Origin of the sequence: Clostridiisalibacter paucivorans DSM 22131 (assembly GCF_000620125.1) — a bacterium.
In the GTDB taxonomy this organism is placed as follows: Bacteria; Bacillota; Clostridia; order Tissierellales; family Clostridiisalibacteraceae; genus Clostridiisalibacter; species Clostridiisalibacter paucivorans.
This window is the reverse complement of the sequence record NZ_JHVL01000003.1, coordinates 1-23,953: the sequence shown is the minus strand read 5'-3', so window position 1 is coordinate 23,953 and position 23,953 is coordinate 1. Positions and strand designations below refer to the sequence as shown.

Genomic DNA, 23,953 nt, shown 5'->3' with positions numbered 1-23,953 from the left:
TTTGAGATATTATAGATTATTAGGAACTAAACTTCAATATGGTAAAAATTTTTTAGAATCTGAAGGCTACAAGGTAAAAATATTAAAGACAAAAGGTTTGAATAAAAACTATAATATTGATTTAAGGGATTCTAGAGTATTGAGGATAGATATAGATCGTAATAACGCAACCATAATTTCAGGAGATTTTTAATCCCCTTCTACAATCATAGAAGGGGTTTTTAATGACCCTATTATTTTTTGGAGGTTCAAAATGATTAAAGGAAATAAAGAAAAGACACTAAAGAAAAATATAGATTTATCTAAAATACCTAAACACGTCGCTATAATAATGGATGGTAATGGCAGATGGGCAAAAAAGAGATTTTTACCTAGAACAGCTGGTCATAGGGAAGGTGTCAATAGAGTTAAAGAAATAGTTGAAGTATCTGGAGATATGGGCATTAAATATTTAACAATATATGCATTTTCTACTGAAAATTGGAATAGACCAAAAGATGAAGTAAATTATTTGATGGGATTATTAATAGAATTCATAAAAAAAGAATTAAAAACAATTATAAAGAATGATGTTAAAATAAATGTATTGGGGGATATAAATAGACTGAGTCCCATTTTGAAGAAGGAAATTGAAAATACTATTGAATTGACAAAACAAAACAAAAAATTAGTTTTGAATATAGCATTAAATTACGGAGGAAGAGATGAAATAATTAGAGGTATAAAAATGGTTTTTGAAGATATAAATAATGATAGAATAGACATTGAAGATATAAATGAAGAAAGTTTTAAAAAATATTTATATACTAAAGACCAGCCAGATCCTGATTTACTAATAAGGACCAGTGGAGAGATGAGGCTAAGCAATTTTTTGATTTATCAAAATGCCTATACAGAGTTTGTATTCAGTGATGTATATTGGCCTGATTTTAATACAATGGAATATTATAAATGTATAAAGGAATATCAAAATAGAAATAGAAGATTCGGTGGATTGTAACTGAATAGGATGGTGTTATAATGAAAATAAGAGTTATTAGTGGTATAATAGGATTGATATTTTTATTAATTGTAGTTTTTACTGGAGGTATTTTGTTAAATATTGGTGTATTTACTATGGCTACAATTGGTATTTATGAATACAATAGAGCAATTAAATCAATGGGATTTAATCCAATATCTAAAATGAGTTATGTATTTTCTTTGGCGTTTTTTTTATCAGAATTAATAGAATTGAGAAATTATCATTCACCGTTGATTTTTTGTTATACAATTATCTTGTTAATTATTATGGTATTTAAAAAGGAAATACGGCCTCAGGATATTGCAATGAATTTACTAGGAAGTATATATATTGTATTTTTTATATTTCATGTTCAATTTATGGCAGGCTCGATTTATATATGGATAATATTTATAACAGCTTGGGCTACTGATACCTTTGCTTATTTCACTGGGATGTTTTTTGGGAAAAACAAACTTTGTCCCACTCTTAGTCCTAAAAAAACTATAGAGGGAAGTATAGGTGGTACTTTGGGTAGTTTTGTAGTTACCTTTATTTTTGTCAAAGCAATAGGAACGGGAAATTTGCTACAATTGTTACCATTGAGTATTATTTGTGCTATTATTGCTCAATTAGGAGATCTTACTGCTTCTAAAATAAAGAGAATAGCTAGTATTAAAGATTATGGTAGTATAATGCCTGGACATGGGGGAGTTTTAGATAGATTTGATAGTATATTATTTACTGCACCTACAGTATACTATTATATGACAATTTTTGTACTTAGATAGAATTTATAAATGAGGTTGTGAGGTGGTCTTATGAAAAAAATTGCTATATTGGGTTCTACAGGGTCCATAGGAACTCAAACATTAGATGTGGTAAGAAATGATAATGGGTATAAGGTTGTTGCTTTATCAGCAAATAAAAATATAGATCTTTTAGAAAAGCAGGCAATAGAATTTAGACCAGAAGTTGTAACTGTAGTAGATAAATCTATGGCCAATATTCTAAAAAAAAGACTCAAGCAATATAATATAGAAGTATTGTCTGGCATAGAGGGTTTAAATAATATAGCATCTGAGTCTACTGCAGATATGGTGTTAACTGCAGTAGTAGGAATGGTTGGATTAAAACCAACTTTAAGTGCTATTAAGGCAAAAAAAACTATTGCATTGGCTAATAAAGAGACATTAGTTACAGCTGGAAAAATAGTTATGGATGAGGCAGAGCAGAATGCTGTTGATATTATACCTGTAGATAGTGAACATTCAGCTATATTTCAATGTCTTAAAGGTGGTAGTAAAGAAGAAATAAAGAGATTGATCTTGACAGCTTCAGGGGGGCCATTTAGAGGAAAAGATGAGAAATATTTAAAAAAAGTTAATGTTAAAGATGCATTAAATCATCCTAATTGGAGTATGGGGAAAAAAATAACTATCGATTCTGCTACATTAATGAATAAAGGATTAGAAGTTATAGAAGCAAGGTGGTTATTTGATGTAAAATTAGATAAAATAGATGTGACAGTGCATCCTCAGAGTATAGTGCATTCTATGGTGGAATATATAGATGGCAGCGTAATTGCACAAATGGGAGTATCAGATATGAGAATTCCTATACAATATGCATTAACTTATCCGAAACGAAAAAAGAATTCATTGGATTCTTTAGACTTTGTATCTATAGGAAACCTTAATTTTGAAAGGCCAGATACAAAGACATTTAGATGTTTATCTCTTGCTATGGAAGCCTTAAAAATTGGAGGCACAATGCCATCGGTATTAAATGCATCTAATGAAGTAGTAGTCCAATGGTTTTTAGATGGGAAGATAGGTTTTATGGAAATACCAAAGTTTATTGAAGATATAATGGAAAAGCATAACAATATTTTAGATCCTACTATTGAAGATATATTAGAGAGTGATAGGTGGGCAAGGGAATTATTGAGATCTAAACAATTATAGGTGGTGATTTTTTGAATACAGCAATAGCAGCGATTTTTGTATTTTTTGTAGTGGTTTTAGTTCATGAACTAGGTCATTTTACAGTTGCGAAATTAGTTGGCATTAAAGTTCATGAGTTTTCTATAGGTATGGGACCTAGGATAGGTAAAATGACTAAAGGAGAAACTGAGTATTCTCTAAGGATATTGCCTATTGGAGGGTATGTGAAAATGGAAGGAGAGGATGAAGCTTCAGATGATGAGAGAAGTTTTAATAATAAACCTCCTTTATCAAGAATATTAGTGTTAGCAGCAGGGGCATTTATGAACTTTGTATTGGCAGCAGTAGTTTTTGCTGTAATATCCTACAATATAGGCATTCCAACTATAGAAATTTCTAAAGCTAATAAAGATTTACCAGCTTACGAAGCAGGGGTAAGGACTGGAGATGTTATAAAGAATATTAATGGTGAAGATATCAATGATTGGGAAGGATTAGTTGAACAGATAAATGGTTCACAATCTGATATTATAAAGGTGACAGTTAATAGAAAAGGTGAAGAGTTAACTTTTGATATCAGCCCCACATATGAAGAAAATACTCAAAGAAAAATAATAGGAATAACTCCAGTTATGGAAAAATCTTTATTAGGTTCTTTATATAGCGGAATAGAAAAAACTATACTTGCTATAGGGATGATGTTTCAATTTTTTGGTATGCTTTTTAGCAAATTATTTGGAGGTACTGAAAAAATAGGAGATGTTATGGGACCTATAGGGGTAATCTCTGTAGTAGGAGAAGCGGCTAAGTTTGGATTTCTAAATGTTTTATATATTGCAGGTATTATAAGTGTAAATTTAGGGTTCTTTAATTTATTGCCTATTCCTGCTTTAGATGGTAGTAGAATAATGTTTATGTTTTTAGAAATCATACGAGGTAAGGCTATAGACCCTGAAAAAGAGGGATTAGTTCATTTGGTAGGTTTTGTTTTGCTATTAATGCTAATGGTTTTTGTGACATATAAAGATATTATGAGACTTGATATAATTTAAAGGGATGATAAATAGATGAGAAGAAAAACTAAAAATTTTAAATATGGAGATGTAGGGATAGGTAGTGATTATCCTATAACAATACAGTCTATGACTAATACTGATACAAGGGATGTAGAATCTACGGTAAATCAAATAAAAGATCTGGAAAAGGAAGGATGTAATATTGTAAGGGTTGCAGTATTAGATGATACTGCTGCCAACGCATTAAAGGATATAAAAAAACAAATTAGTATACCTATTATTGCGGATATTCATTTTGATTATAAACTAGCGTTAAAATCGATAGAAAATAATATAGATGGACTTAGAATTAATCCTGGAAATATAGGAAGCCATTTAAAAGTCAAAGAGGTTGTAAAGGCTTGTAAAGAAAGGGATGTACCTATTAGGATTGGTGTTAATTCAGGTTCTGTAAAGAAAGAATTTGTAGAGAAATATGGTGGTGTCAATAAAGATTCTATGGTTTATAGTGCTATGGAACATGTTAATATTTTAGAAAAATTAAATTATGATAAGATAATTATTTCAATAAAGGCATCTAATGTTAGATTAACTATAGACTCATATAGAAAGATAGCTAAAATGGTTGACTATCCGTTGCATATAGGTATAACAGAAGCTGGAACTCCTTGGAGAGGAACTATAAAATCCTCTATAGGTATAGGAACATTATTGCTAGATGGCATAGGAGATACTATAAGGGTATCATTAACTGGAGATCCATTGGATGAAATAAGGGTAGGAAGACAAATATTGAGATCTTTGGATATGCTTGAAGATAGTGTAGAAATAATATCTTGTCCAACTTGTGGAAGAACACAAATTGACCTTATAGATTTAGCAAAGAGGGCTGAAAATGCATTGGAAAACATAAGAAAGCCTATAAAAGTTGCCATAATGGGATGTGCTGTAAACGGACCTGGAGAAGCAAAAGAGGCAGATATAGGCATTGCTGGTGGCATAGGAGAAGGATTAATATTTAAAAAAGGTAAAATAATTAGGAAAGTACCAGAAGATAAGCTCTTAGAGGAATTAATAAATGAGATAGAGGATTTATAAGAACCTTTAGGGGGGAATTTAATGTATTATAAAATAACTGGAATTATACCTGCATTTAATGAAGAAAAAACAATAGGAGATATAATTACAGTTTTAAAAAAGGTAGATTTGATTGAAGATATAATAGTTGTCAATGATGGTTCTACAGATAAAACAGCTGAAATTTCAAGAAATTTTGGTGCAGAAGTCATAGATCTAAAAAAGAATATGGGTAAAGGCGGAGCAGTAGATGCAGGAGTAAGAGAAACAGACAGTGATATTGTATTGTTTTTGGATGCAGATTTGTTGGGACTTAAACAAAAACATATTACAGACCTTTTATTGCCAGTTATATTAGATGAATGCGAGATGACTATTGGAGTCTTTGAAGATGGAAGAAAAATTACAGATTTAGGTCAGAAAATAACACCTTTTTTATCAGGTCAAAGGGCTATGAAAAGAGGCATAATTAGTGATATTAAAAATATAGATGTGACAAGATATGGTATAGAGTTAGCACTAACAAAATACGTCAGCACTAATAATGTAGATTATAAAGAAGTTCCTTTATCAAATCTTACTCATGTAATGAAAGAAGAAAAAATGGGATTGATGAAAGGACTAACTGAAAGAGTTAAGATGTATTGGGAAGTTATTAAGGTGTTGAAATTTGATGAGTTTAGTAGAAAAAGATAGGGGTTTTTTATGATTTCAACAAAACAAATAGTATTTAGGATTGTATTATCTATAGTATTATCAGGGTTAATAGGAATGGAACGTGAGAGTGTAAAGAGGCCTGCCGGCTTTAGGACACACATATTAGTATGTGTAGGTTCTACTTTGGTTATGCTGGTGGGTTTATATATTTTTGATACTTATAAATATCAAACTAATATAGATCCTGGTAGATTGGCAGCTCAAGTTATAAGTGGTATAGGATTCTTAGGTGCGGGGACTATAATAAAGGAAGGAGACTCTGTAAAGGGTCTGACTACTGCAGCTAGTCTTTGGGCTGTTGCATGTGTGGGTTTAGCTATTGGATCGGGATTTTATACAGGTTCTATACTTAGTGTTATTATAATATTGATTACATTAATTATATTTACTAAAGTAGAGACAAAAATTAAATCTAGAAGAAAATTTATGAAGCTAAGAATAGTCTCTGAAAACAAACCGGGTCAAATTGGAAAGATAGGATTAGTTACTGGGGAATTAGGTATAGTCATTGATAGAATAGAACTTGAGAAAAATAGTGAGGACATTTTAATTATTTCTATGTTAGTAAAGTTAAAGGATGATAATCAAGGACAAAATTTATTAAGTGAGATAAGTAAACAAGAGGGGGTACTAGAAGTATCCAATAGATAGTCTAAAGGGAGTGAATGAATTGACTATTGTTGCTAGGCCTACAGCTGGAAAAATATTTAAAAATATTGGATTGGATATAAAAAAGAATAGTATAAAAAAGTTACAAATAGACAATGTATTGCTCAATATAAAATCTAGAACTATTAAGATTTATTTCAAGTCAAGTGAAATAGTAGATTATAGTGATATTGACTATATAAAAAAACAATTTAAAAAGAATTTAGCAGAATTTGAATGTATAGAATTAAAAGTAAACTATGATTCTAGTTTAATTGAAGATTTAAATGTTTTGGTCAAAGAAAATTGGAATAATATATTATACATTATAAACAAAAATATTCCTTCGAGCAGATCATGGATAGAAGATTTAAAATGGAGTTTTAATAATAATATTTTTAAGATAGATGTAAGAAATAATTATGGATTTTTTAAATTAAAAGAGAAAAAAATAGATAATCTTATAGCTGATTTTTTTTGTAAAGAATTTGGAGTAAAAATTGGAGTGAAGATTGAAAAAAAACAGTCAGAAGATATAAAGTTAGATTATGATAAGATAAAAGAAGCTGAAGAAAAAAAGATTATAAAAAAATTGGAAAGTATACAAGTACAAGACACAAAACGGAATGACCAGTATGAGAATTCAAATAACAAAAAATATAGTGGAAATGCTGTTGGCATAGTATATGGTAAAGCAGTTGATGAAGAAGTGGTTCCTATATCAAGTATTAATACAAACTCTGGACAAGTAACTATAGAGGGAGAGGTATTTGATATAGAATCAAGGGATATTAAAGGAAATAAGAAATTATATATATATAAAGTTACCGACTATACTAGTTCATTAGTTGTAAAGCTGTTTGCCACTAAGAAGCAACAAGAGTCTTTAGAGGGAAAAATTAAAGAAAGGTCCAATTTAAAGATTAAAGGAGATATAGTTTTTGATTCTTTTTCTAGAGAATTGGTAATGATGACTAAAGCTATGTCCATAACAAAAAAAATTGAAAGAGTAGATAAAAGTGAAGATAAAAGGGTAGAATTACATCTACATACAAAAATGAGTGATATGGATGGAATGTCTAGTATAGATGACATGGCAAAAAAACTGTCTCAATGGGGACATAAAGCTATGACCATAACTGACCATGGAGTAGTACAAAGCTTTCCAGAGGGTATGGATGCGGGAAAGAAATATGGATTAAAAATGATCTATGGATTAGAAGGATATGTGGTTAATGACTCTAATCCCGTAGTGTTGTTTGACAAAGGACAAGATATAGATTGTGAATATGTAGTATTTGACATAGAAACTACTGGTTTTTCTCCTATAAATAACAAAATTACTGAAATAGGAGCAGTAAAAATAAAAAATAATGAGATCGTAGATAAGTTTAGTAAATTAGTAAATCCTGGAGTCAAGATACCAGAAAAAATAGTAAAACTTACTGGTATAACTGATAATATGGTTTTAAGTGAGCCTAAGATAGAGGACATATTACCTGAATTCTATGAGTTTATTGGTGATGCTGTATTAGTAGCTCATAATGCTCAATTTGATATGGGATTTATAACAAAAAACTTTTCCGATATTGGTATAAACATTGATAATACAGTATTGGATACACTTCAGTTAGCTAGAGATTTATTTCCAAAATTAAAAAGACATAAATTAAATGTAGTAGCTAAACATTTAAATATTAGCCTTGAGAACCATCATAGAGCTGTGGATGATTCCTATGCTACGGCAGAAATACTTTTAAAGTGTTTAGATATGGTTTCAGAAAGAGGTGTTAATAAGCTATATCAATTAAATACACTATCTGTAGAAGGGCAAAATTATAAGTCTAGTGAATCCTTTCATATAATATTATTGGCTAAAAATTATAAGGGATTAAAAAACTTATATAAATTGGTTTCTGAATCCCATATAAATTATTTTTATAGAAAGCCTAGGATTCCAAAGTCTATTTTAAATAGATATAGGGAAGGATTGATTTTGGGAACAGCATGTGAAGCTGGAGAGTTATATAGGGCAATATTAAAAAATAAAGGATTTAATGAGATAAGAGATATAGTAAATTACTATGATTATTTAGAAATACAACCTGTAGGTAATAATAGATTTTTAGTTGATAAGGGCATGGTAAAAGATGTTGATGAGTTGAGAAATATAAATAAAAAAATTGTGAGTTTAGGAGAGAAATTTAATAAACCTGTTATTGCTACAGGAGATGTACACTTCTTAGACCCTCAGGATGAAGTTTTTAGAAAGATTTTAATGGCAGGTAAGGGATTTGAAGATAGTGACAATCAACCACCATTATATTTAAAGACAACAGAAGAGATGCTTAATGAATTTGCTTATCTTGGAAAAGAAAAGGCTAGAGAAGTTGTTATTACAAATACTAATGCTATAGCTGATAGCATAGAAGAGTTATTACCTATACCAGATGGAACATTTCCTCCTAAAATAGAGGGTGCAGAAGAAGAATTGAGAGAGATTACTTATAAGAAGGCAAGAAAAATATATGGTGAAGTATTGCCTGAAATTGTAGAAACTAGGTTAGAGAAAGAATTGAGCTCTATAATACAGAATGGATATGCAGTGATGTATATAATTGCTCAAAAATTAGTTAAAAAATCTTTGGAAGATGGATATTTAGTAGGATCTAGAGGATCTGTAGGTTCTTCATTTGTTGCTACAATGAGTGATATTACTGAAGTAAATCCTTTACCTCCACACTATGTGTGTCCAAACTGTAAAAATAGTGACTTTATAATTGATGGGTCTGTAGGTTCTGGAGTAGATATGGAGGACAAATATTGTCCCGTATGTCAGACTAAATATATTAAAGATGGCCATGATATACCATTCGAAGTGTTTTTAGGATTTGAAGGAGATAAAGAACCTGATATAGATCTTAATTTTGCTGGAGAATATCAACCTAATGCCCATCAGTATACTGAAGAATTATTTGGTAAAGGACATGTTTTTAGAGCAGGTACTATAGGTACTATAGCAGATAAGACTGCATATGGATTTGTAAAAAAATATTTTGATGAAAAAGAAATGGTACTAAATAGTGCAGAAGCTACAAGGTTAGTTAAAGGATGTACTGGTATAAAACGAACTTCTGGACAACATCCTGGCGGAGTAATGATAGTTCCTGGAGATAAAGAAATATATGATTTCAGTCCTATACAATATCCTGCAAATGATAAAAATTCTGGAGTAATAACAACACATTTTGATTATCACTCTATAAGTGGAAGAATACTAAAGTTAGATATACTAGGACATGATACACCAACTATTATAAAAATGTTAGAGGATTTAACTGGTGTGGATGCTCAAGAGATACCCTTAGATGATAATAAGACTATGAGTTTATTTACTAGTACTGAAGTTTTAGGTATCGATAAAGAGGAAATTAATAGTGAAGTAGGATCCTTTGGAATCCCAGAATTTGGAACAAAATTTGTGCGGCAAATGCTTTTAGATACTAAACCTACTACATTTGCGGAACTTGTAAGGATAAGTGGTTTATCCCATGGTACTGATGTATGGTTGAATAATGCTCAAGATTTGGTTAGGAATGGTGTAACTAAATTAAGTGAAGTTATATCTACACGTGATGATATAATGATGTATCTCATATATAATGGTCTTGAAAAGAAAAGATCTTTTACTATAATGGAGAAAGTAAGAAAGGGTAAAGGACTTACGGAAGAAGATGAAAAATATATGAGAGATATGAAAATTCCCGATTGGTATATACAATCCTGTAAAAAGATTAAATATATGTTTCCAAAGGCCCATGCTGTTGCATATGTAATGATGTCTTTTAGGATAGCTTATTTTAAAGTGCACTATCCTGAGGCGTTTTATGCCACGTATTTTTCTATGAAAGCTGTAGATTTTGATGCTGAATTAATAGTAAAAGGAAAAGATGTTGTAAAAAACAAAATAGAAGAACTTGAGAATATGGGTAATGAAAAGACAGCAAAGGAAAAAAATCTTCTGACTGTATTAGAAGTAGCTTTGGAGATGTATTGCAGAGGTTTTAAATTTGATAGAGTAAATATTTATAAATCAGATAGTGATAAATTCTTGATTGGGGAGCAAGGTATAATACCTCCATTAAAGTCTTTACAGGGTGTCGGGGAAAATGCTGCTAGGAGTATTGCGAAAGAAAGAGAAAAAGGAAAATTTTTATCTATAGAGGACTTGACGAAAAGAGCAAAAATAAACAAAACTGCTGTTGAGGCATTGAAAGTTCATGGATGTTTAAAAGGTCTTCCGGAAAGTAACCAACTAAGTTTATTTAACATTTGATTTTTAGAAATTTTTATGATATATTATAAGTAAATAATTATGCTGATTTTAGGAGTGGGCGAACCCCACTCTTTCCTTTTACTATTATTTAAGGCAGAACCCTGCCCAATTTTTATGCAAAAATATAAGTATATTAAATAATCATATATCTATAGAATAAGAAATGTTATTTAAGTTAAAATTATTATTATTAGGGAAAGATATTATTTTAATCTCTAATGCAAGCAATGGAGGTGAAAATATGAAGAAAAATGATATTGAAAAAGTAACTAAGGATATTGTAAGTGAGATATTAGTTGAAACAGACTATATTCTAGTAGATGTAGAGTTTGTTAAAGAAGGTGCTTCTATGTTTTTGAGGATATACTTAGATAAACCTGAAGGGATAACTATAGATGATTGTCAGGAAATAAGTCAAAAACTTAGCAAAAAATTAGATGAAGTTGACCCTATAGATGAAAACTATTTTTTAGAGGTTTCATCCCCTGGATTAGATAGACCACTTAAGACAGATAAAGATTTAAAGTTAAATATTAAAAAAGATGTAGAGGTTAGTCTATATAAATCTTATAAAGGGCATAAAAAACATATGGGAAGGCTCATAGGATTTAATGATAAGAGTTTAGATATAGAGAATGAAGATGGCGAGGTAATAAATATAGATAGAGATATTATTGCCAAAATAAATTTGGCTGTTAAATTTTAAAGGAGGTTTATTGGGGATGAATGCTGAATTCATACAGGCATTAGATGAAATTGAAAAAGAGAAAGGCATATCTAAGGATACTTTGATTGAAGCCATTGAAGCTGCATTAGTTTCAGCCTATAAGAGGAATTTTGGTTCTTCTCAGAATGTGGAAATATATATAGATAAGGAAGATGGAGAAATTAGAGTATATGCCAATAAAATGGTGGTAAATGAGGTTGAAGATAATCTTTTAGAAATAGCTCTGGAAGATGCAAAGAGGATAGATAACAAGTATGAAATTGAAGACATTGTCAAAATAGAAGTTACACCTAAAAATTTTGGTCGGATTGCAGCTCAAACAGCTAAACAAGTAGTTGTTCAAAGAATAAGAGAAGCTGAAAGAGAGATTATATATGAGAAATTTTATAGTAGAGAAAGTGAAATAATTACAGGGTTAATACAAAGAGTAAGCAGAAATAATGTTATGGTAAATCTAGGTAAGACAGAAGGCGTTTTACTTCCCAGTGAACAGATAGAAGGTGAAACATATAATCAAGGTGATAGAATAAAGGCATATATCTTGGAAGTTAAAAAGACAACAAAGGGACCACAAATTTTGTTATCAAGAACACATCCAGGATTTGTTAAAAGATTATTTGAATTAGAAGTTCCTGAAATACATGATGGGATAGTGGACATATACAGTATTTCAAGAGAGGCAGGTTCTAGAACTAAAATAGCAGTTTATTCCTTAGATGAAAATGTAGACCCTGTTGGTGCTTGTGTTGGTCATAAAGGAGCTAGAGTTAAGGCTATAGTTGATGAATTAAATGGTGAAAAGATAGATATAGTCACATGGGATAAAGATCCTGAAATATTTATTGCAAATAGTCTTAGTCCTGCTAAAGTTGTCAGTGTAGATGTAAACGAAAAAGAAAAGTCAGCCCTTGTTGTTGTTCCTGATTACCAATTATCCTTAGCTATAGGTAAGGAAGGTCAGAATGCTAGGTTAGCAGCCAAACTCACAAGTTGGAAAATCGATATTAAGAGTGAAGGACAAATGAATACAGAAAATGTTTAGTAAAAGGGGTGATGTTTTATGAAAAAAAGAAAGGTACCTCTTAGAAAGTGCGTAGGTTGTGGTGAAAGAAAAAATAAAAGAGAATTGCTAAGGATAGTAAAAAATAAAGAAGATGAAATTAACGTTGATTTAACAGGTAAAATGAATGGAAGAGGAGCATATATCTGTAATAGTACTGAGTGTTTGATAAAGGCTAAGAAGAACAATGGATTAAATAGAAATTTAAATACAAATATACCTGATGAGGTCTATGATAGGCTTCAAAAGGAGATAGAGAGCCATGGTAAATAAAATTTATTCAATGATAGGGATAGCTAACCGTGCTGGGTATTTAAAAGTTGGTGAAACTGCATGTGTTAATGCTATTAAAAAAAATAAAGCAAAGATTGTACTTATTGCTGATGATGCATCATTTAATACTAAAAAGAAGTTTGTTAATATGTGTAATAGTAAAAACATTGCATTCAAAATATTTGGTAAAAAAGATGAAATAGGGTATTCCATTGGAAAATCAAGTATATCTATATTAGCAGTATGTAATAATGAGTTTTTGAATGGATTTTTGAAGCTCTTTGATGGTGTATCACCTGAAAATAATTAGGGGGTGAATGATATATGACTAAAAAAAGAGTATATCAGTTAGCTAAAGAATTAGGAATGACAAGTAAAAAATTAATAGAAAAAATGAAAGAGTTAGATATGGAAGTAGGAAACCATATGAGTACGATAGAAGATGAGGAAGCGGATATACTATCAGACTTTTTCTCTGAAGAGACTGAAAAAGTAGAAGAAGATATAAAAGAGAATAATGAGGAAACAAAGACTGAGAAAACAAATGATGAAGAGGATGAAGAATCAGATTCAGCAAAAGAGATTGAAGCAGAAGAAAAAATAGTGGTAAAGGATTTTGCAGAAAAAATAGGCATATCTCCAACACAATTGATAACAAAACTTATGGGATTTGGAGTAATGGCCAGTATGAATCAAGAAATTGATTTTGATACAGCCACTATTATAGCAGAAGAATTTGGATATACTGTAATTCAGAAAAAGACTATTGAGGAAAAAGAAGAAGAACAATTAGATTATGAAGACGCACCAGAGGATCTTATTCCAAGACCACCTGTAATAACTGTAATGGGCCATGTAGACCATGGTAAGACATCTCTATTAGATGCAATTAGAAAATCCCATGTTACAGCTAAGGAGGCAGGAGGAATAACACAGCATATTGGAGCATCAACTGTAGAGATAAATGGAAAGAATATAGTATTTTTAGATACTCCAGGACATGAGGCTTTTACATCTATGAGGGCAAGAGGGGCTCAAGTAACAGATATAGCCATATTAGTAGTTGCTGCTGATGATGGTGTTATGCCTCAAACTATTGAAGCTATAAATCATGCTAAGGCTGCCGAGGTTCCTCTTATAGTTGCTGTAAATAAGATGGATAAACCTGGAGCTAATCCTGATAGAGTACTACAAGAGCTTACAGAACAAGGGCTTGTACCTGAGGACTGGGGTGGAGATACAATTGTTGTTCCAGTTTCTGCATTGAAAAATGAAGGTATTAAAGAATTATTAGAGATGATATTATTAGTTTCAGAAATGCAAGAATTAAAGGCCAATCCTGACAGGAATGCTGTAGGTACTATAATAGACGCACAATTAGATAAGGCCAGAGGACCAGTTGCTACTGTACTTGTGCAAAAAGGAACTCTTAATGTAGGAGATGCTGTAGTATCAGGAGTAGCTAGTGGTAGAGTAAGGGCTATGGTTGATAGCAATGGTAAGAGAGTAAAAAAAGCTGGGCCATCTTCAGCTGTTGAAATATTGGGACTCTCTGAGGTACCAGAAGCAGGAGATAGACTTTATGCAGTGGAAGATGATAAAAGTGCTAGAGATATAGCTAGTAATAGAAAAGATACTCAAAGAAGGGAACAAATAAAGTCAAAACAGAATATTTCTTTAGAGGATCTATTTGATCAAATAAAAACAGGTGAAGTAAAAGACTTAAATGTTATTGTAAAAGCTGATGTAAAAGGGTCTATAGAAGCTGTAAAACAATCATTGATAAAGCTAAGTAATGAAGAAGTTAAGGTGAATCCTATTCATGGTGGTGTAGGTGCTATAAGAGAGACAGATATAATGTTGGCATCTGCATCTAATGCTATTGTAATAGGATTTAATGTAAGACCTACATCTACAGCATTAGATTTGGCAAATAGGGAGAATGTTGATGTAAGGACATACAGAGTCATTTACAATGCAATAGAGGATATTGAGGCAGCTATAAAGGGAATGTTAGAGCCTGAATACAAGGAAGTAATATTGGGCAGAGCAGAAGTAAGGGCTACTTTTAAAGTTCCCAATGTTGGAGTTGTTGCAGGTGTATATGTATTGAATGGAAAGGTAACTAGAAATTCTGAAGTAAGATTATTGAGAGATAATGTCGTTATACATGAAGGAAGTATTTCATCACTTAAAAGGTTTAAAGATGATGTTAGGGAAATAGCTTCAGGTTATGAAGGCGGTATAGGTATAGAGAACTATAATGATGTTAAAGTGGGAGATGTAATAGAGGCCTACATTATGGAGGAAGTTGAAAGATAGAACTTTCTTAGGAAGGTGATTAATTATGGGTAATAAAAGAAATGCTAGGATTTCTGAAGAAATAAAGAAAATTGTAAGTAGGTTATTAATCAAAGGATTGAAAGATCCTAGAATATCTCCTATGACCAGTGTAACACAGGTTGAGGTTACTAGAGATCATAGATATGCTAAAGTTTATATAACTGTATTGGGAGATGAAGGAGAAAAAGAAAATACTTTAACAGCAATTAAAAATGCGGCAGGATTTGTTAGAAAAGAAATAGGCAATAATATGAAACTTAGATATACTCCGGAACCTATATTTTATTTAGATGATTCAATAGAAAATGGTATTAGAATTTCTAAAATATTAAATGACTTATCTAAAAAGGATGGTAATAGTTCCGATGAATGAGTATTTAAATGATATTAAGGAATTAAGTAAAAGAATTGAAAATGCCAACAGTGTTTGTCTAATTTCTCATCTAAATCCCGATGGAGATAGTTTAGGTTCTCTATTGGGATTTGGACTTGCATTAAGAAAAAAGTATGGCAATAAGATATATATGGCTATTCCTGATAATGTTCCTGCAAAGTATAGTTTTTTACCTGGCAATGAAGAGATTATGAATTTAGATGATATAGGTAAACAAGAATTATATATATTATTAGATTGTAGCGACATATACAGGATAGGAGAAAATAGATGTATTGATGCTAATAAGATTATAAATATAGATCATCATATAACAAATGATAAATATGGATCAATTAATATTATTAACCCATATGCCAGTTCAACAGGAGAGATGGTCTTATCTATATTAGAGAGTATGAAATTAGATATAGATAATGACATAGCAATTAATTTATATGTGGCTATATCTACAGATACAGGAAGCTTTAAATATGATAATACATCTTCATCTACTCATATTGCGGTATCGAAGCTTTTAGAGCAAAATATTAATATTGGTGAAATAAACACTAAATTATATCAAAATAAACCCTTTGAAAAGGTAATGCTTTTTATAGATGCTGTTGTAAACATAGAGTTTTATTTAGATAATAAGGTAGGAATGGTCACTGTACCTTTGGATTTAATAGATAAATGGGGCGGAACAACTGAATACGTAGATGGTATAGTTGAATTTATTAGAGATATTGATTGTGTCGAAGTCGCATGTGTACTAAAAGAAACTGAAAATAATATTTTTAAACTAAGTTTCAGGTCAAAAACATATGTAGATGTATCAAAGATAGCTACCATATATGGAGGTGGTGGCCATGCAAAGGCTTCAGGATGCACTATAACAGGAGAGCAACAAGATATTAAAAAAGATTTATTAGAAAAAATAAAAATACATCTAAGGTGATATATGTGGATGGAATAATTAATGTATTAAAGCCTACAGGTATGACATCTCATGATGTTGTAGGATTTATTAGAAAAAATTTTAATATAAAAAAGGTTGGGCATACAGGGACTCTTGACCCTAATGCTGCTGGAGTATTGCCCATATGTATTGGAAAAGCAACTAAAGCTATACAATATATGAACTTAGACATGAAAAGTTATATAGGAGAAGTTTTATTTGGGACTAAAACAGATACTCAAGATAAATATGGAAAAATTTTGGATGTTTCTCACAATACAGTGTCAGAAGAAGAGATAAATACTACTTTTAATAGATACAAAGGAGAAATATATCAAATACCTCCACAATACTCTGCTATAAAGATAAAAGGGAAAAAACTTTATGAGTATGCTAGACAAGGTAAAACTGTTGATGTTGAACCTAGAAAAAGACATATATATGAACTTAATATATTAAATAATATTCAAAATAAGAGGGTATTATTTGATGTTATGTGTTCTCAAGGTACTTATATTAGGACCCTTTGCAATGATATTGGGGCAGATTTAGGTGTATATGGTCATATGACATTTTTATTGAGGACTAAGGTTGGGAAGTTTAGCATTGAAGATACGTTTACTATTGAAGAAATAAAAGAAACTATAGAAAAAAATGACATAAAAAAACTTTTAACTCCTATAGACAATGCGTTGGATAACTTAACAGAGATTTATTTAGATGATATGCTATATAATAAGATCATTAATGGTGCAAGTGTTAAAATCAGAAATGAAAAGTATTATAAAAAAGATAGCAAGGTTAGAGTTTATTGTAAAAATAGATTTATAGGTATTGGTATTATAAACAAAATAGTGAATACTTATTTAGAATTAAAAATGGAAAAAGTATTTATATAAAGGTGAATTGCTATGGAGACTATAATAAACAAGAAAATATCTTTAAAAAATACTGCAGTATGTTTGGGAAGTTTTGATGGAATACATTTAGGTCATCAACAATTAATAAACAGTATGAAATTAAAAGCTAAGGAATATGGACTTAAAAGCACTGTGTTTACTTTTTATAACCATCCAGCTACTATGGTTAAAGGAAGAGAATTACCAAGATATTTAATGAATAATGAACAGAAAATAGAAGTGTTAAAATCTTTTGGAATAGATTTTTTATATATGATGAGTTTTGATGAAGGCTTAATGAAGATGGATCCAGAAAATTTTGTTAAGGATATTTTAGTGAATAGACTAAATGCTAAATATGTCGTAGTAGGTTATAATTATAGATTTGGATATAAGGGTAAGGGAGATACTGATATGTTAAAAAAATTTGGACAAGAATATGGTTTCCAAGTTGAAGTAATATCTCCTGTACAGAAAAACAGTAAAATAATAAGCAGCACTTTAATAAGAAGTTTGATAAATGAAGGCAATATAATAGAGGCTAATTCTTTATTAGGCAGAAAATATAGTATTAAAGGAAATGTTATAAAAGGTAGGGGTAGAGGAAAAGGCCTAGGTTTTCGTACGGCAAACCTAGGATTAGGTACTGACTATGTCATACCTAAATTTGGTGTATATAAGACATATTCATTAATAAATGGGGATGAGTATTTAAGCATAACTAATGTGGGACAGAATCCAACTTTTGGTGACAAAGGCATTAATATTGAGACTCATATTTATGATTTTCAAGAAGATATATATGGTGAAAATATAGAAGTTAGATTTGATTCTTTTGTGAGGGGAGAAAGAAAATACAATAGTAGGGAAGACCTAATTAAACAAGTTATGAAAGATATGGAAATAGTCAAGGGATGCAAATAATTATTTACAAATAAATTCCTTTATGATAAACTTAATGAAGTGATACCTTGTGCTAAGCAATTCGTATCCTCGGCGATTTGCATGGCGTTAGGTGAATCAAATAAAATAATAGGAGGGTTTACTGTGCTAAGTAAAGAAGAAAAAAATAATATTATTGAAGAGTATAAAACTCATGAGGGAGACACTGGTTCTCCAGAGGTTCAGATAGCTATTTTGACCTATAGAATCAATGAGTTAAATGAACATCTTAAGGAACATAAAAAGGATTTTCATTCTAGAAGAGGCCTACTTAAGATGGTTGGTAAGAGAAGGGGTTTATTAAATTACTTAATGGACAAAGATATAGAAAGATATCGTAGTTTAATAGATAGACTTGGTTTAAGAAAATAAGAGCGGGGGAAAACCCGCTCTATTCTTTTAAATTAATAAATAAAAAATTAGTATGTATGGATTATTTATTAAATGAAGGATATAATATTTTTAAGAGTTTTAATGTAATTTAAGGAGGTAAAGTATGGAAAGAACATTTGAATATGAACTAGCTGGGCGCACTCTCTCTGTTACTATTGGTAAAGTTACAGAACAAGCCAATGGTTCATGTATAGTTAAATATGGTGATACAGTTGTATTAGTTACAGCTACTGCATCAAGTGAACCTAGAGAAGGTATAGACTTTTTTCCGCTAAGTGTAGATTTTGAAGAAAGGCTATATTCAGTGGGAAAAATACCTGGAGGCTTTATTAAGAGAGAAGGAAGACCTAGTGAAAAGGCAATATTAACATCTAGACTTATTGATAGACCTATTCGACCTTTGTTCCCTAAAGGATATAGAAACGATGTTCAAGTTATTGCTACAGTATTGTCTGTAGATCAAGATTGTACCCCTGATATTGTTGCTATGATTGGATCTTCAATAGCATTGACTATATCAGATATACCATTTAATGGACCAACTGGTTCAGTATCTATGGGCTTAGTAGATGGAAAACTTTTAACTAATCCTAAAAGCGAAGATAGGGAAAAGTCTTCGTTACAGTTAGTTGTATCAGGTACAGAAGATGCTGTAATGATGGTTGAGGCTGGGGCTAATATAATTAGTGAAGATATTATGCTTGAATCTATATTGAAGGCTCATGAAGAAATAAAAGGTATTTGTAAGTTTATTAATGAAATTAGGACAGAGGTAGGAAAAGATAAGCAGGAAGTAATATTATTTCAAGTAGATGAAGACATTGAAAAAGAAGTTAGAGAATATGCAGTAGATAAGATGGTAGAAGCTATTCAAACTGTTGATAAACAAGAAAGACAGGAAAATATGGATAAAGTAAAAGAGGAAGTTATGGAATATTTCTCTGAAAAATATCCAGATAACATAAAAGATATAGATGAAACACTTTATAATATTATTAAAGAACAAGTAAGATATATGATTGTTGAAAAAGGCATAAGGCCTGATAATAGAAAAGCAGATGAAATTAGACCTATAACTAGTGAAGTAGGATTATTACCTAGAACTCATGGATCTGGATTATTTACTAGAGGGCAGACTCAGGTTTTAACTATAGCAACATTAGGAGCTTCTGGAGATGTACAAATAATTGATGGTTTAGGAGAAGAAGAGTCAAAGAGATATATGCATCATTATAATTTCCCTCCTTATAGTGTTGGAGAAACAAGATTTTTAAGAGGTCCAGGGAGAAGAGAAATAGGACATGGGGCCTTGGCTGAAAGAGCTTTAGAACCTGTTATACCTAGTGAAGAAGAATTTCCTTATACAATAAGATTAGTTTCAGAAGTCCTAAGTTCTAATGGATCTACTTCTCAAGCTAGTGTTTGTGGAAGTACATTGTCATTATTAGATGCGGGAGTACCTATAAAAGATTCTGTTGCCGGAATAGCCATGGGTCTTATAAAATTAGAAGACAAGGTTACAGTACTTTCTGATATTCAAGGTATGGAAGATTTTTTAGGAGACATGGATTTTAAAGTGGCTGGAACTAAAGATGGTATAACTGCAATTCAAATGGATATTAAAATTGCAGGTATAGGTAAAGAGATTTTGACTGAAGCATTAGAAAGGGCATATAAAGGAAGAATCCATATTTTAAATAAAATGAATGAGGTTATAGACAAACCACGAAGTGAGATGTCCCCGTATGCACCTAAGATATTAATGACTACTGTAAACCCAGATAAGATTAGAGATATTATAGGTCCTGGCGGAAAGACTATAAATAAAATAATAGAAGAAACTGGAGTAAAGATAGATATAGAGGATGATGGTAGTATAAAAGTAGCTACTACAGACATGGAAATGGGTAAAAAAGCTATATCGATAGTGGAAAGCATAGCAAAAGATGTAGAAGTTGGAGATATATATTTAGGAAAAGTAATTAAAATAATGCCTTTTGGAGCATTTGTTGAGATATCTCCTGGTAAAGAAGGTCTAGTCCATATATCAAATATTTCAAAGGAAAGAATAGATAAAGTAGAAAGCGTGCTTTCAGTAGGAGATGAAGTATTAGTTAAAGTAATAAAGATAGACAATCAAGGAAGAATAAATCTCTCTAGAAAAGATGCCTTAGAAGAAAAAGAAGAACAAAAATAAAGACATAAACCCAAAAAGGTTTGTGTCTTTTTTTCATATTTTCTCTACCTGTGAATATATTTATATAAGAAAAATTATATTAAATAATTATAAAAGAAGGAGTGGAGGAAATGAAGGTTTTTTTTATAAACTATAAAAAGGTATCTATAATTGCTTTGATTATCGTTATATTATTAATATTATTTATGCTAATTTTGAATTTTCAAAGAAGCAGTGAAGTATTTAATAACAAGGAAGATGTATTTTACAAAGGCAATATAGATGAAAAGGTGGTAGCATTTACTTGCAATGTAGATTGGGGAGAAGAATATTTGCCGAAGATGTTTGAAATTTTTGAAGAAAATAATATACATATTACTTTTTTTGTGACGGGTAAATGGGCAGAAAAAAATACTGATTTATTAATTAAAATGAAAGAATTGGGGCATGAAATAGGTAGTCATGGATATAGTCATAAAGACTATGGAAATTTAAACTATGAAGAAAATAGAAATGAGATAAAGAAAGCAAATGATATAATAATGGAAAAAACAGGATTAGAACCTGTTTTTTTTGCTCCGCCTTCTGGATCTTATAATGATCAAACTGTAATAGCAGCAAAAGAATTTGGTTATAAAGTGATCATGTGGGATGTTGATACTATAGATTGGAGAAAAGACAGTACTAAAGAAAAAATAACAAGTAGGGTGATGAATAAAGTTCGAAAAGGATCTATTGTACTTATGCATCCTAAAGAAGAGACAATAAAGGCATTGCCAACAATTATAAAATTATTAATGGACAGAGGTTATAAAATAGGGAAGGTCTCAGATATTATAGCATAAATATAGTTTGAAACTTAATATACTATAGTCTATAATATATTAAGTATTTCTAATTTTATGTTAAACTAGGAGGATAAAATGTATAATAAATTTATATTAGAAAATGGTATAACAGTAGTAATGGAAAAAATACCCTATGTAAAATCAGTTTCTATTGGATTTTGGATAGAAGCAGGTTCTAGATATGAAACAGTTAAAAATAATGGTGTATCTCATTTTATTGAACACATGTTATTTAAAGGAAGTAAAAAGCGAAATGCAAAGGAAATTGCTGAATCTATAGACAGTATTGGTGGACAATTAAATGCTTTTACTGGAAAAGAATGTACTTGTTATTATGCTAAAGTGTTAGATAATCATCTTCCCATAGCTATAGATGTTTTAGGTGATATGATTTTAAATCCCAAGTTTCAAGAGGAGGAAATAGAAAAAGAAAAGACTGTTGTAATGGAAGAAATAAATATGTATGAAGATTCTCCAGAAGAAATAGCACATGATTTATTAGCTGAAGCTTTGTTTAATAGGCATTCTCTATCTTATCCAATATTAGGTAAAGAAAACACATTAAAATCTTTTAATAAATCTATTATAATGGATTATTATAATAGATTTTATGTACCAGATAATATAGTAGTATCTATAGCGGGAAACTTTGATATAGATACTACACTAGATTTATTGACTTCATATTTTAAAGATTGGGGATTAAGGCATGGGAAAAATGAAGAATTTCAAAAACCTGAAATTAATCAAACATTAAAAGGAAGGTATAAAGATACAGAGCAATTACACCTATGTATAGGTATGCAGGGTATTCCCCAGGGAGAGGACAAGCTTTATCCGTTATTGATTTTAAACAATATATTTGGAGGAAGTATGAGTTCAAGGCTATTTCAGTCTATTAGAGAAGAACGGGGATTAGCATATTCAGTATATTCATATCCTACTTTATATAAAGATATAGGGACTTTTAATATATATGTAGGGTTAAATCCAAATCAATTAGAAAATGTATCTAATATTATAATAAAAGAGATTGAAGGAATAAAAGAAAAGAAAAATATAACTCGAGAAGAAATATATAAGTCTAAAGAACAACTGAAAGGGAATTATATTTTAGGACTTGAAAGTACATCAAGTAGGATGTCTGCCATGGGAAAAAATCAATTATTATTGAATAAAGTGTATACACAAAGGGAAATTTTACAAAAAATTGACAGTGTAAAATGTGAAGATATTATATATATGGCTGACTTAGTGTTCAATAAAGAAAAGATCAATATAGCATATGTAGGAAAAATAAATGACAATAAAAAAGTTAATGATATAATAAAAAAGACATATTTTAGAAGCTAATTTATTGTGTCTGCAAATAAAAGTTAGTTGATTTAGTAATATTTGTATTTACAAGGATATATATTATTAAAGGAGTGTTATGTATGAAAGTAAAAATAGTAAATAAAGGTGAATTCCCATTACCTAAATATGAGACTACTGGTTCTTCTGGGGTAGATATATATGCAAATATTGATGATAGTATGGTTATAGCTCCAATGGAGAGAGTCTTAATTCCTACTGGTATATATATATCTATGCCGAAAAATTGTGAAGCCCAAATTAGAGCTAGAAGTGGATTAGCATTAAAGTATGGTATAACTATGGCTAATGGAATTGGTACTATAGATAGTGATTATAGAGGAGAAATAAAAGTAATACTTATAAATTTAGGAGAAAAGGCTTTTAAAATTAAAAAAGGGGACAGGATTGCTCAAATGGTTTTCATAAGATATGAACAAGTTGATTTTGAAGAGGTTGATAATTTAGATAGTACCAAGAGAGCTCAAGGAGGATTTGGCCATACAGGCATTTAGTATCATAAAAAATATTATCATAATTGATAAACAAAATAATAAAAAGACCAGCTAGTAAAAGTCAATAGTTTTTCTATTTAATTTTTAAAAATGTTATTTTGTAAAAATGGGTATAGCAAACAAGCCATTGAAAAACACGAACAATAGCTAAATTACAGATCTGTAAAATTATTTTTGAATTTAGGCAGTTAATCTAGTAACATTTTCTAAATACATTTTACTATGAAGCTTTGGAGAACGCTGTGTATATGGTTTTTGATCTCTTAAAACTGCAAAAATATAATTTAGAAGTTTGTGCATTATGGCTACGAGAGCAACTTTTTTCTTTTTACCATTTAGATTTGTTT

General features: G+C 30.4%; 23 protein-coding genes. All 23 read left to right on the top strand.

Translation table 11 applies throughout. The annotated features are described in order from the left end of the window. Window position 1: 1 nt before the first annotated feature. The 23 genes from Q326_RS0101775 to dut all read left to right on the top strand — a co-directional run bounded on the left by Q326_RS0101775 (window position 2) and on the right by dut (window position 23,606). Entirely contained in the window at window positions 2-193 is a 192-nt protein-coding gene (locus tag Q326_RS0101775; RefSeq protein WP_026893817.1) for a hypothetical protein, read from the top strand. Between the two features lie 60 nt (window positions 194-253). Next, window positions 254-1,000 (top strand): undecaprenyl pyrophosphate synthase, encoded by a 747-nt coding sequence (gene uppS / locus Q326_RS0101770; protein ID WP_026893816.1) that lies wholly within the window; start codon window positions 254-256, stop codon window positions 998-1,000. A gap of 20 nt (window positions 1,001-1,020) precedes the next feature. Continuing rightward, on the top strand, window positions 1,021-1,794 hold the full coding sequence (locus Q326_RS0101765) for a phosphatidate cytidylyltransferase (RefSeq protein ID WP_026893815.1): 774 nt from the start codon (window positions 1,021-1,023) through the stop codon (window positions 1,792-1,794). A gap of 30 nt (window positions 1,795-1,824) precedes the next feature. Continuing rightward, a complete protein-coding gene (locus tag Q326_RS0101760; RefSeq protein ID WP_026893814.1) occupies window positions 1,825-2,970 on the top strand; it encodes a 1-deoxy-D-xylulose-5-phosphate reductoisomerase in 1,146 nt (381 codons plus the stop codon). A gap of 11 nt (window positions 2,971-2,981) precedes the next feature. After that, window positions 2,982-4,001: an RIP metalloprotease RseP gene (rseP, locus tag Q326_RS0101755; RefSeq protein ID WP_026893813.1), complete on the top strand. Its 1,020-nt coding sequence runs from the start codon at window positions 2,982-2,984 to the stop codon at window positions 3,999-4,001. 15 nt (window positions 4,002-4,016) lie between these two features. Beyond that, window positions 4,017-5,063, top strand: a complete 1,047-nt coding sequence (gene ispG, locus Q326_RS0101750) for a flavodoxin-dependent (E)-4-hydroxy-3-methylbut-2-enyl-diphosphate synthase (protein WP_026893812.1) — start codon at window positions 4,017-4,019, stop codon at window positions 5,061-5,063. Window positions 5,064-5,084: 21 nt separating this feature from the next. Beyond that, entirely contained in the window at window positions 5,085-5,738 is a 654-nt protein-coding gene (locus Q326_RS0101745) for a glycosyltransferase family 2 protein (protein ID WP_026893811.1), read from the top strand. 9 nt (window positions 5,739-5,747) lie between these two features. Then, complete coding sequence (locus Q326_RS0101740) at window positions 5,748-6,410, top strand: MgtC/SapB family protein (RefSeq protein WP_026893810.1); 663 nt, start codon at window positions 5,748-5,750, stop codon at window positions 6,408-6,410. 19 nt (window positions 6,411-6,429) lie between these two features. Next, on the top strand, window positions 6,430-10,743 hold the full coding sequence (locus Q326_RS0101735; RefSeq protein WP_245592045.1) for a PolC-type DNA polymerase III: 4,314 nt from the start codon (window positions 6,430-6,432) through the stop codon (window positions 10,741-10,743). A 241-nt stretch (window positions 10,744-10,984) separates the two neighbouring features. Continuing rightward, window positions 10,985-11,449 (top strand): ribosome maturation factor RimP, encoded by a 465-nt coding sequence (locus tag Q326_RS0101730; RefSeq protein WP_026893808.1) that lies wholly within the window; start codon window positions 10,985-10,987, stop codon window positions 11,447-11,449. 16 nt (window positions 11,450-11,465) lie between these two features. Next, the gene (nusA, locus tag Q326_RS0101725; protein ID WP_026893807.1) at window positions 11,466-12,512 is read left to right on the top strand and encodes a transcription termination factor NusA; all 1,047 of its coding nucleotides are present in this window, start codon (window positions 11,466-11,468) and stop codon (window positions 12,510-12,512) included. Between the two features lie 18 nt (window positions 12,513-12,530). Next, on the top strand, window positions 12,531-12,803 hold the full coding sequence (gene rnpM, locus Q326_RS0101720; RefSeq protein WP_026893806.1) for an RNase P modulator RnpM: 273 nt from the start codon (window positions 12,531-12,533) through the stop codon (window positions 12,801-12,803). Further along, entirely contained in the window at window positions 12,793-13,113 is a 321-nt protein-coding gene (locus Q326_RS0101715; RefSeq protein WP_026893805.1) for a L7Ae/L30e/S12e/Gadd45 family ribosomal protein, read from the top strand. Before rnpM ends, Q326_RS0101715 begins: the two co-directional genes overlap by 11 nt. 14 nt (window positions 13,114-13,127) lie before the next feature. Then, window positions 13,128-15,125: a translation initiation factor IF-2 gene (gene infB / locus Q326_RS0101710; RefSeq protein WP_026893804.1), complete on the top strand. Its 1,998-nt coding sequence runs from the start codon at window positions 13,128-13,130 to the stop codon at window positions 15,123-15,125. A 25-nt stretch (window positions 15,126-15,150) separates the two neighbouring features. Further along, complete coding sequence (rbfA, locus tag Q326_RS0101705) at window positions 15,151-15,519, top strand: 30S ribosome-binding factor RbfA (protein ID WP_026893803.1); 369 nt, start codon at window positions 15,151-15,153, stop codon at window positions 15,517-15,519. Then, window positions 15,512-16,480 carry a DHH family phosphoesterase gene (locus Q326_RS0101700; protein ID WP_026893802.1) on the top strand — a complete coding sequence of 323 codons (969 nt, stop codon included), beginning with the start codon at window positions 15,512-15,514 and terminating at the stop codon, window positions 16,478-16,480. The genes rbfA and Q326_RS0101700 overlap by 8 nt, the downstream gene beginning before the upstream one ends. A 5-nt stretch (window positions 16,481-16,485) precedes the next feature. Beyond that, complete coding sequence (gene truB / locus Q326_RS0101695; RefSeq protein ID WP_026893801.1) at window positions 16,486-17,379, top strand: tRNA pseudouridine(55) synthase TruB; 894 nt, start codon at window positions 16,486-16,488, stop codon at window positions 17,377-17,379. Between the two features lie 12 nt (window positions 17,380-17,391). Further along, window positions 17,392-18,303, top strand: coding sequence for a bifunctional riboflavin kinase/FAD synthetase (locus Q326_RS0101690; RefSeq protein WP_026893800.1), 912 nt, complete (start codon window positions 17,392-17,394; stop codon window positions 18,301-18,303). A gap of 123 nt (window positions 18,304-18,426) precedes the next feature. Then, the gene (gene rpsO / locus Q326_RS0101685; RefSeq protein WP_026893799.1) at window positions 18,427-18,693 is read left to right on the top strand and encodes a 30S ribosomal protein S15; all 267 of its coding nucleotides are present in this window, start codon (window positions 18,427-18,429) and stop codon (window positions 18,691-18,693) included. A gap of 124 nt (window positions 18,694-18,817) precedes the next feature. After that, the gene (locus Q326_RS0101680; protein WP_026893798.1) at window positions 18,818-20,911 is read left to right on the top strand and encodes a polyribonucleotide nucleotidyltransferase; all 2,094 of its coding nucleotides are present in this window, start codon (window positions 18,818-18,820) and stop codon (window positions 20,909-20,911) included. 110 nt (window positions 20,912-21,021) lie between these two features. Continuing rightward, window positions 21,022-21,735 carry a polysaccharide deacetylase family protein gene (locus tag Q326_RS0101675; RefSeq protein WP_026893797.1) on the top strand — a complete coding sequence of 238 codons (714 nt, stop codon included), beginning with the start codon at window positions 21,022-21,024 and terminating at the stop codon, window positions 21,733-21,735. A gap of 78 nt (window positions 21,736-21,813) precedes the next feature. After that, window positions 21,814-23,091 carry a M16 family metallopeptidase gene (locus tag Q326_RS0101670; RefSeq protein ID WP_026893796.1) on the top strand — a complete coding sequence of 426 codons (1,278 nt, stop codon included), beginning with the start codon at window positions 21,814-21,816 and terminating at the stop codon, window positions 23,089-23,091. Window positions 23,092-23,174: 83 nt separating this feature from the next. Next, entirely contained in the window at window positions 23,175-23,606 is a 432-nt protein-coding gene (gene dut / locus Q326_RS0101665; RefSeq protein WP_026893795.1) for a dUTP diphosphatase, read from the top strand. Window positions 23,607-23,953: the final 347 nt, after the last annotated feature.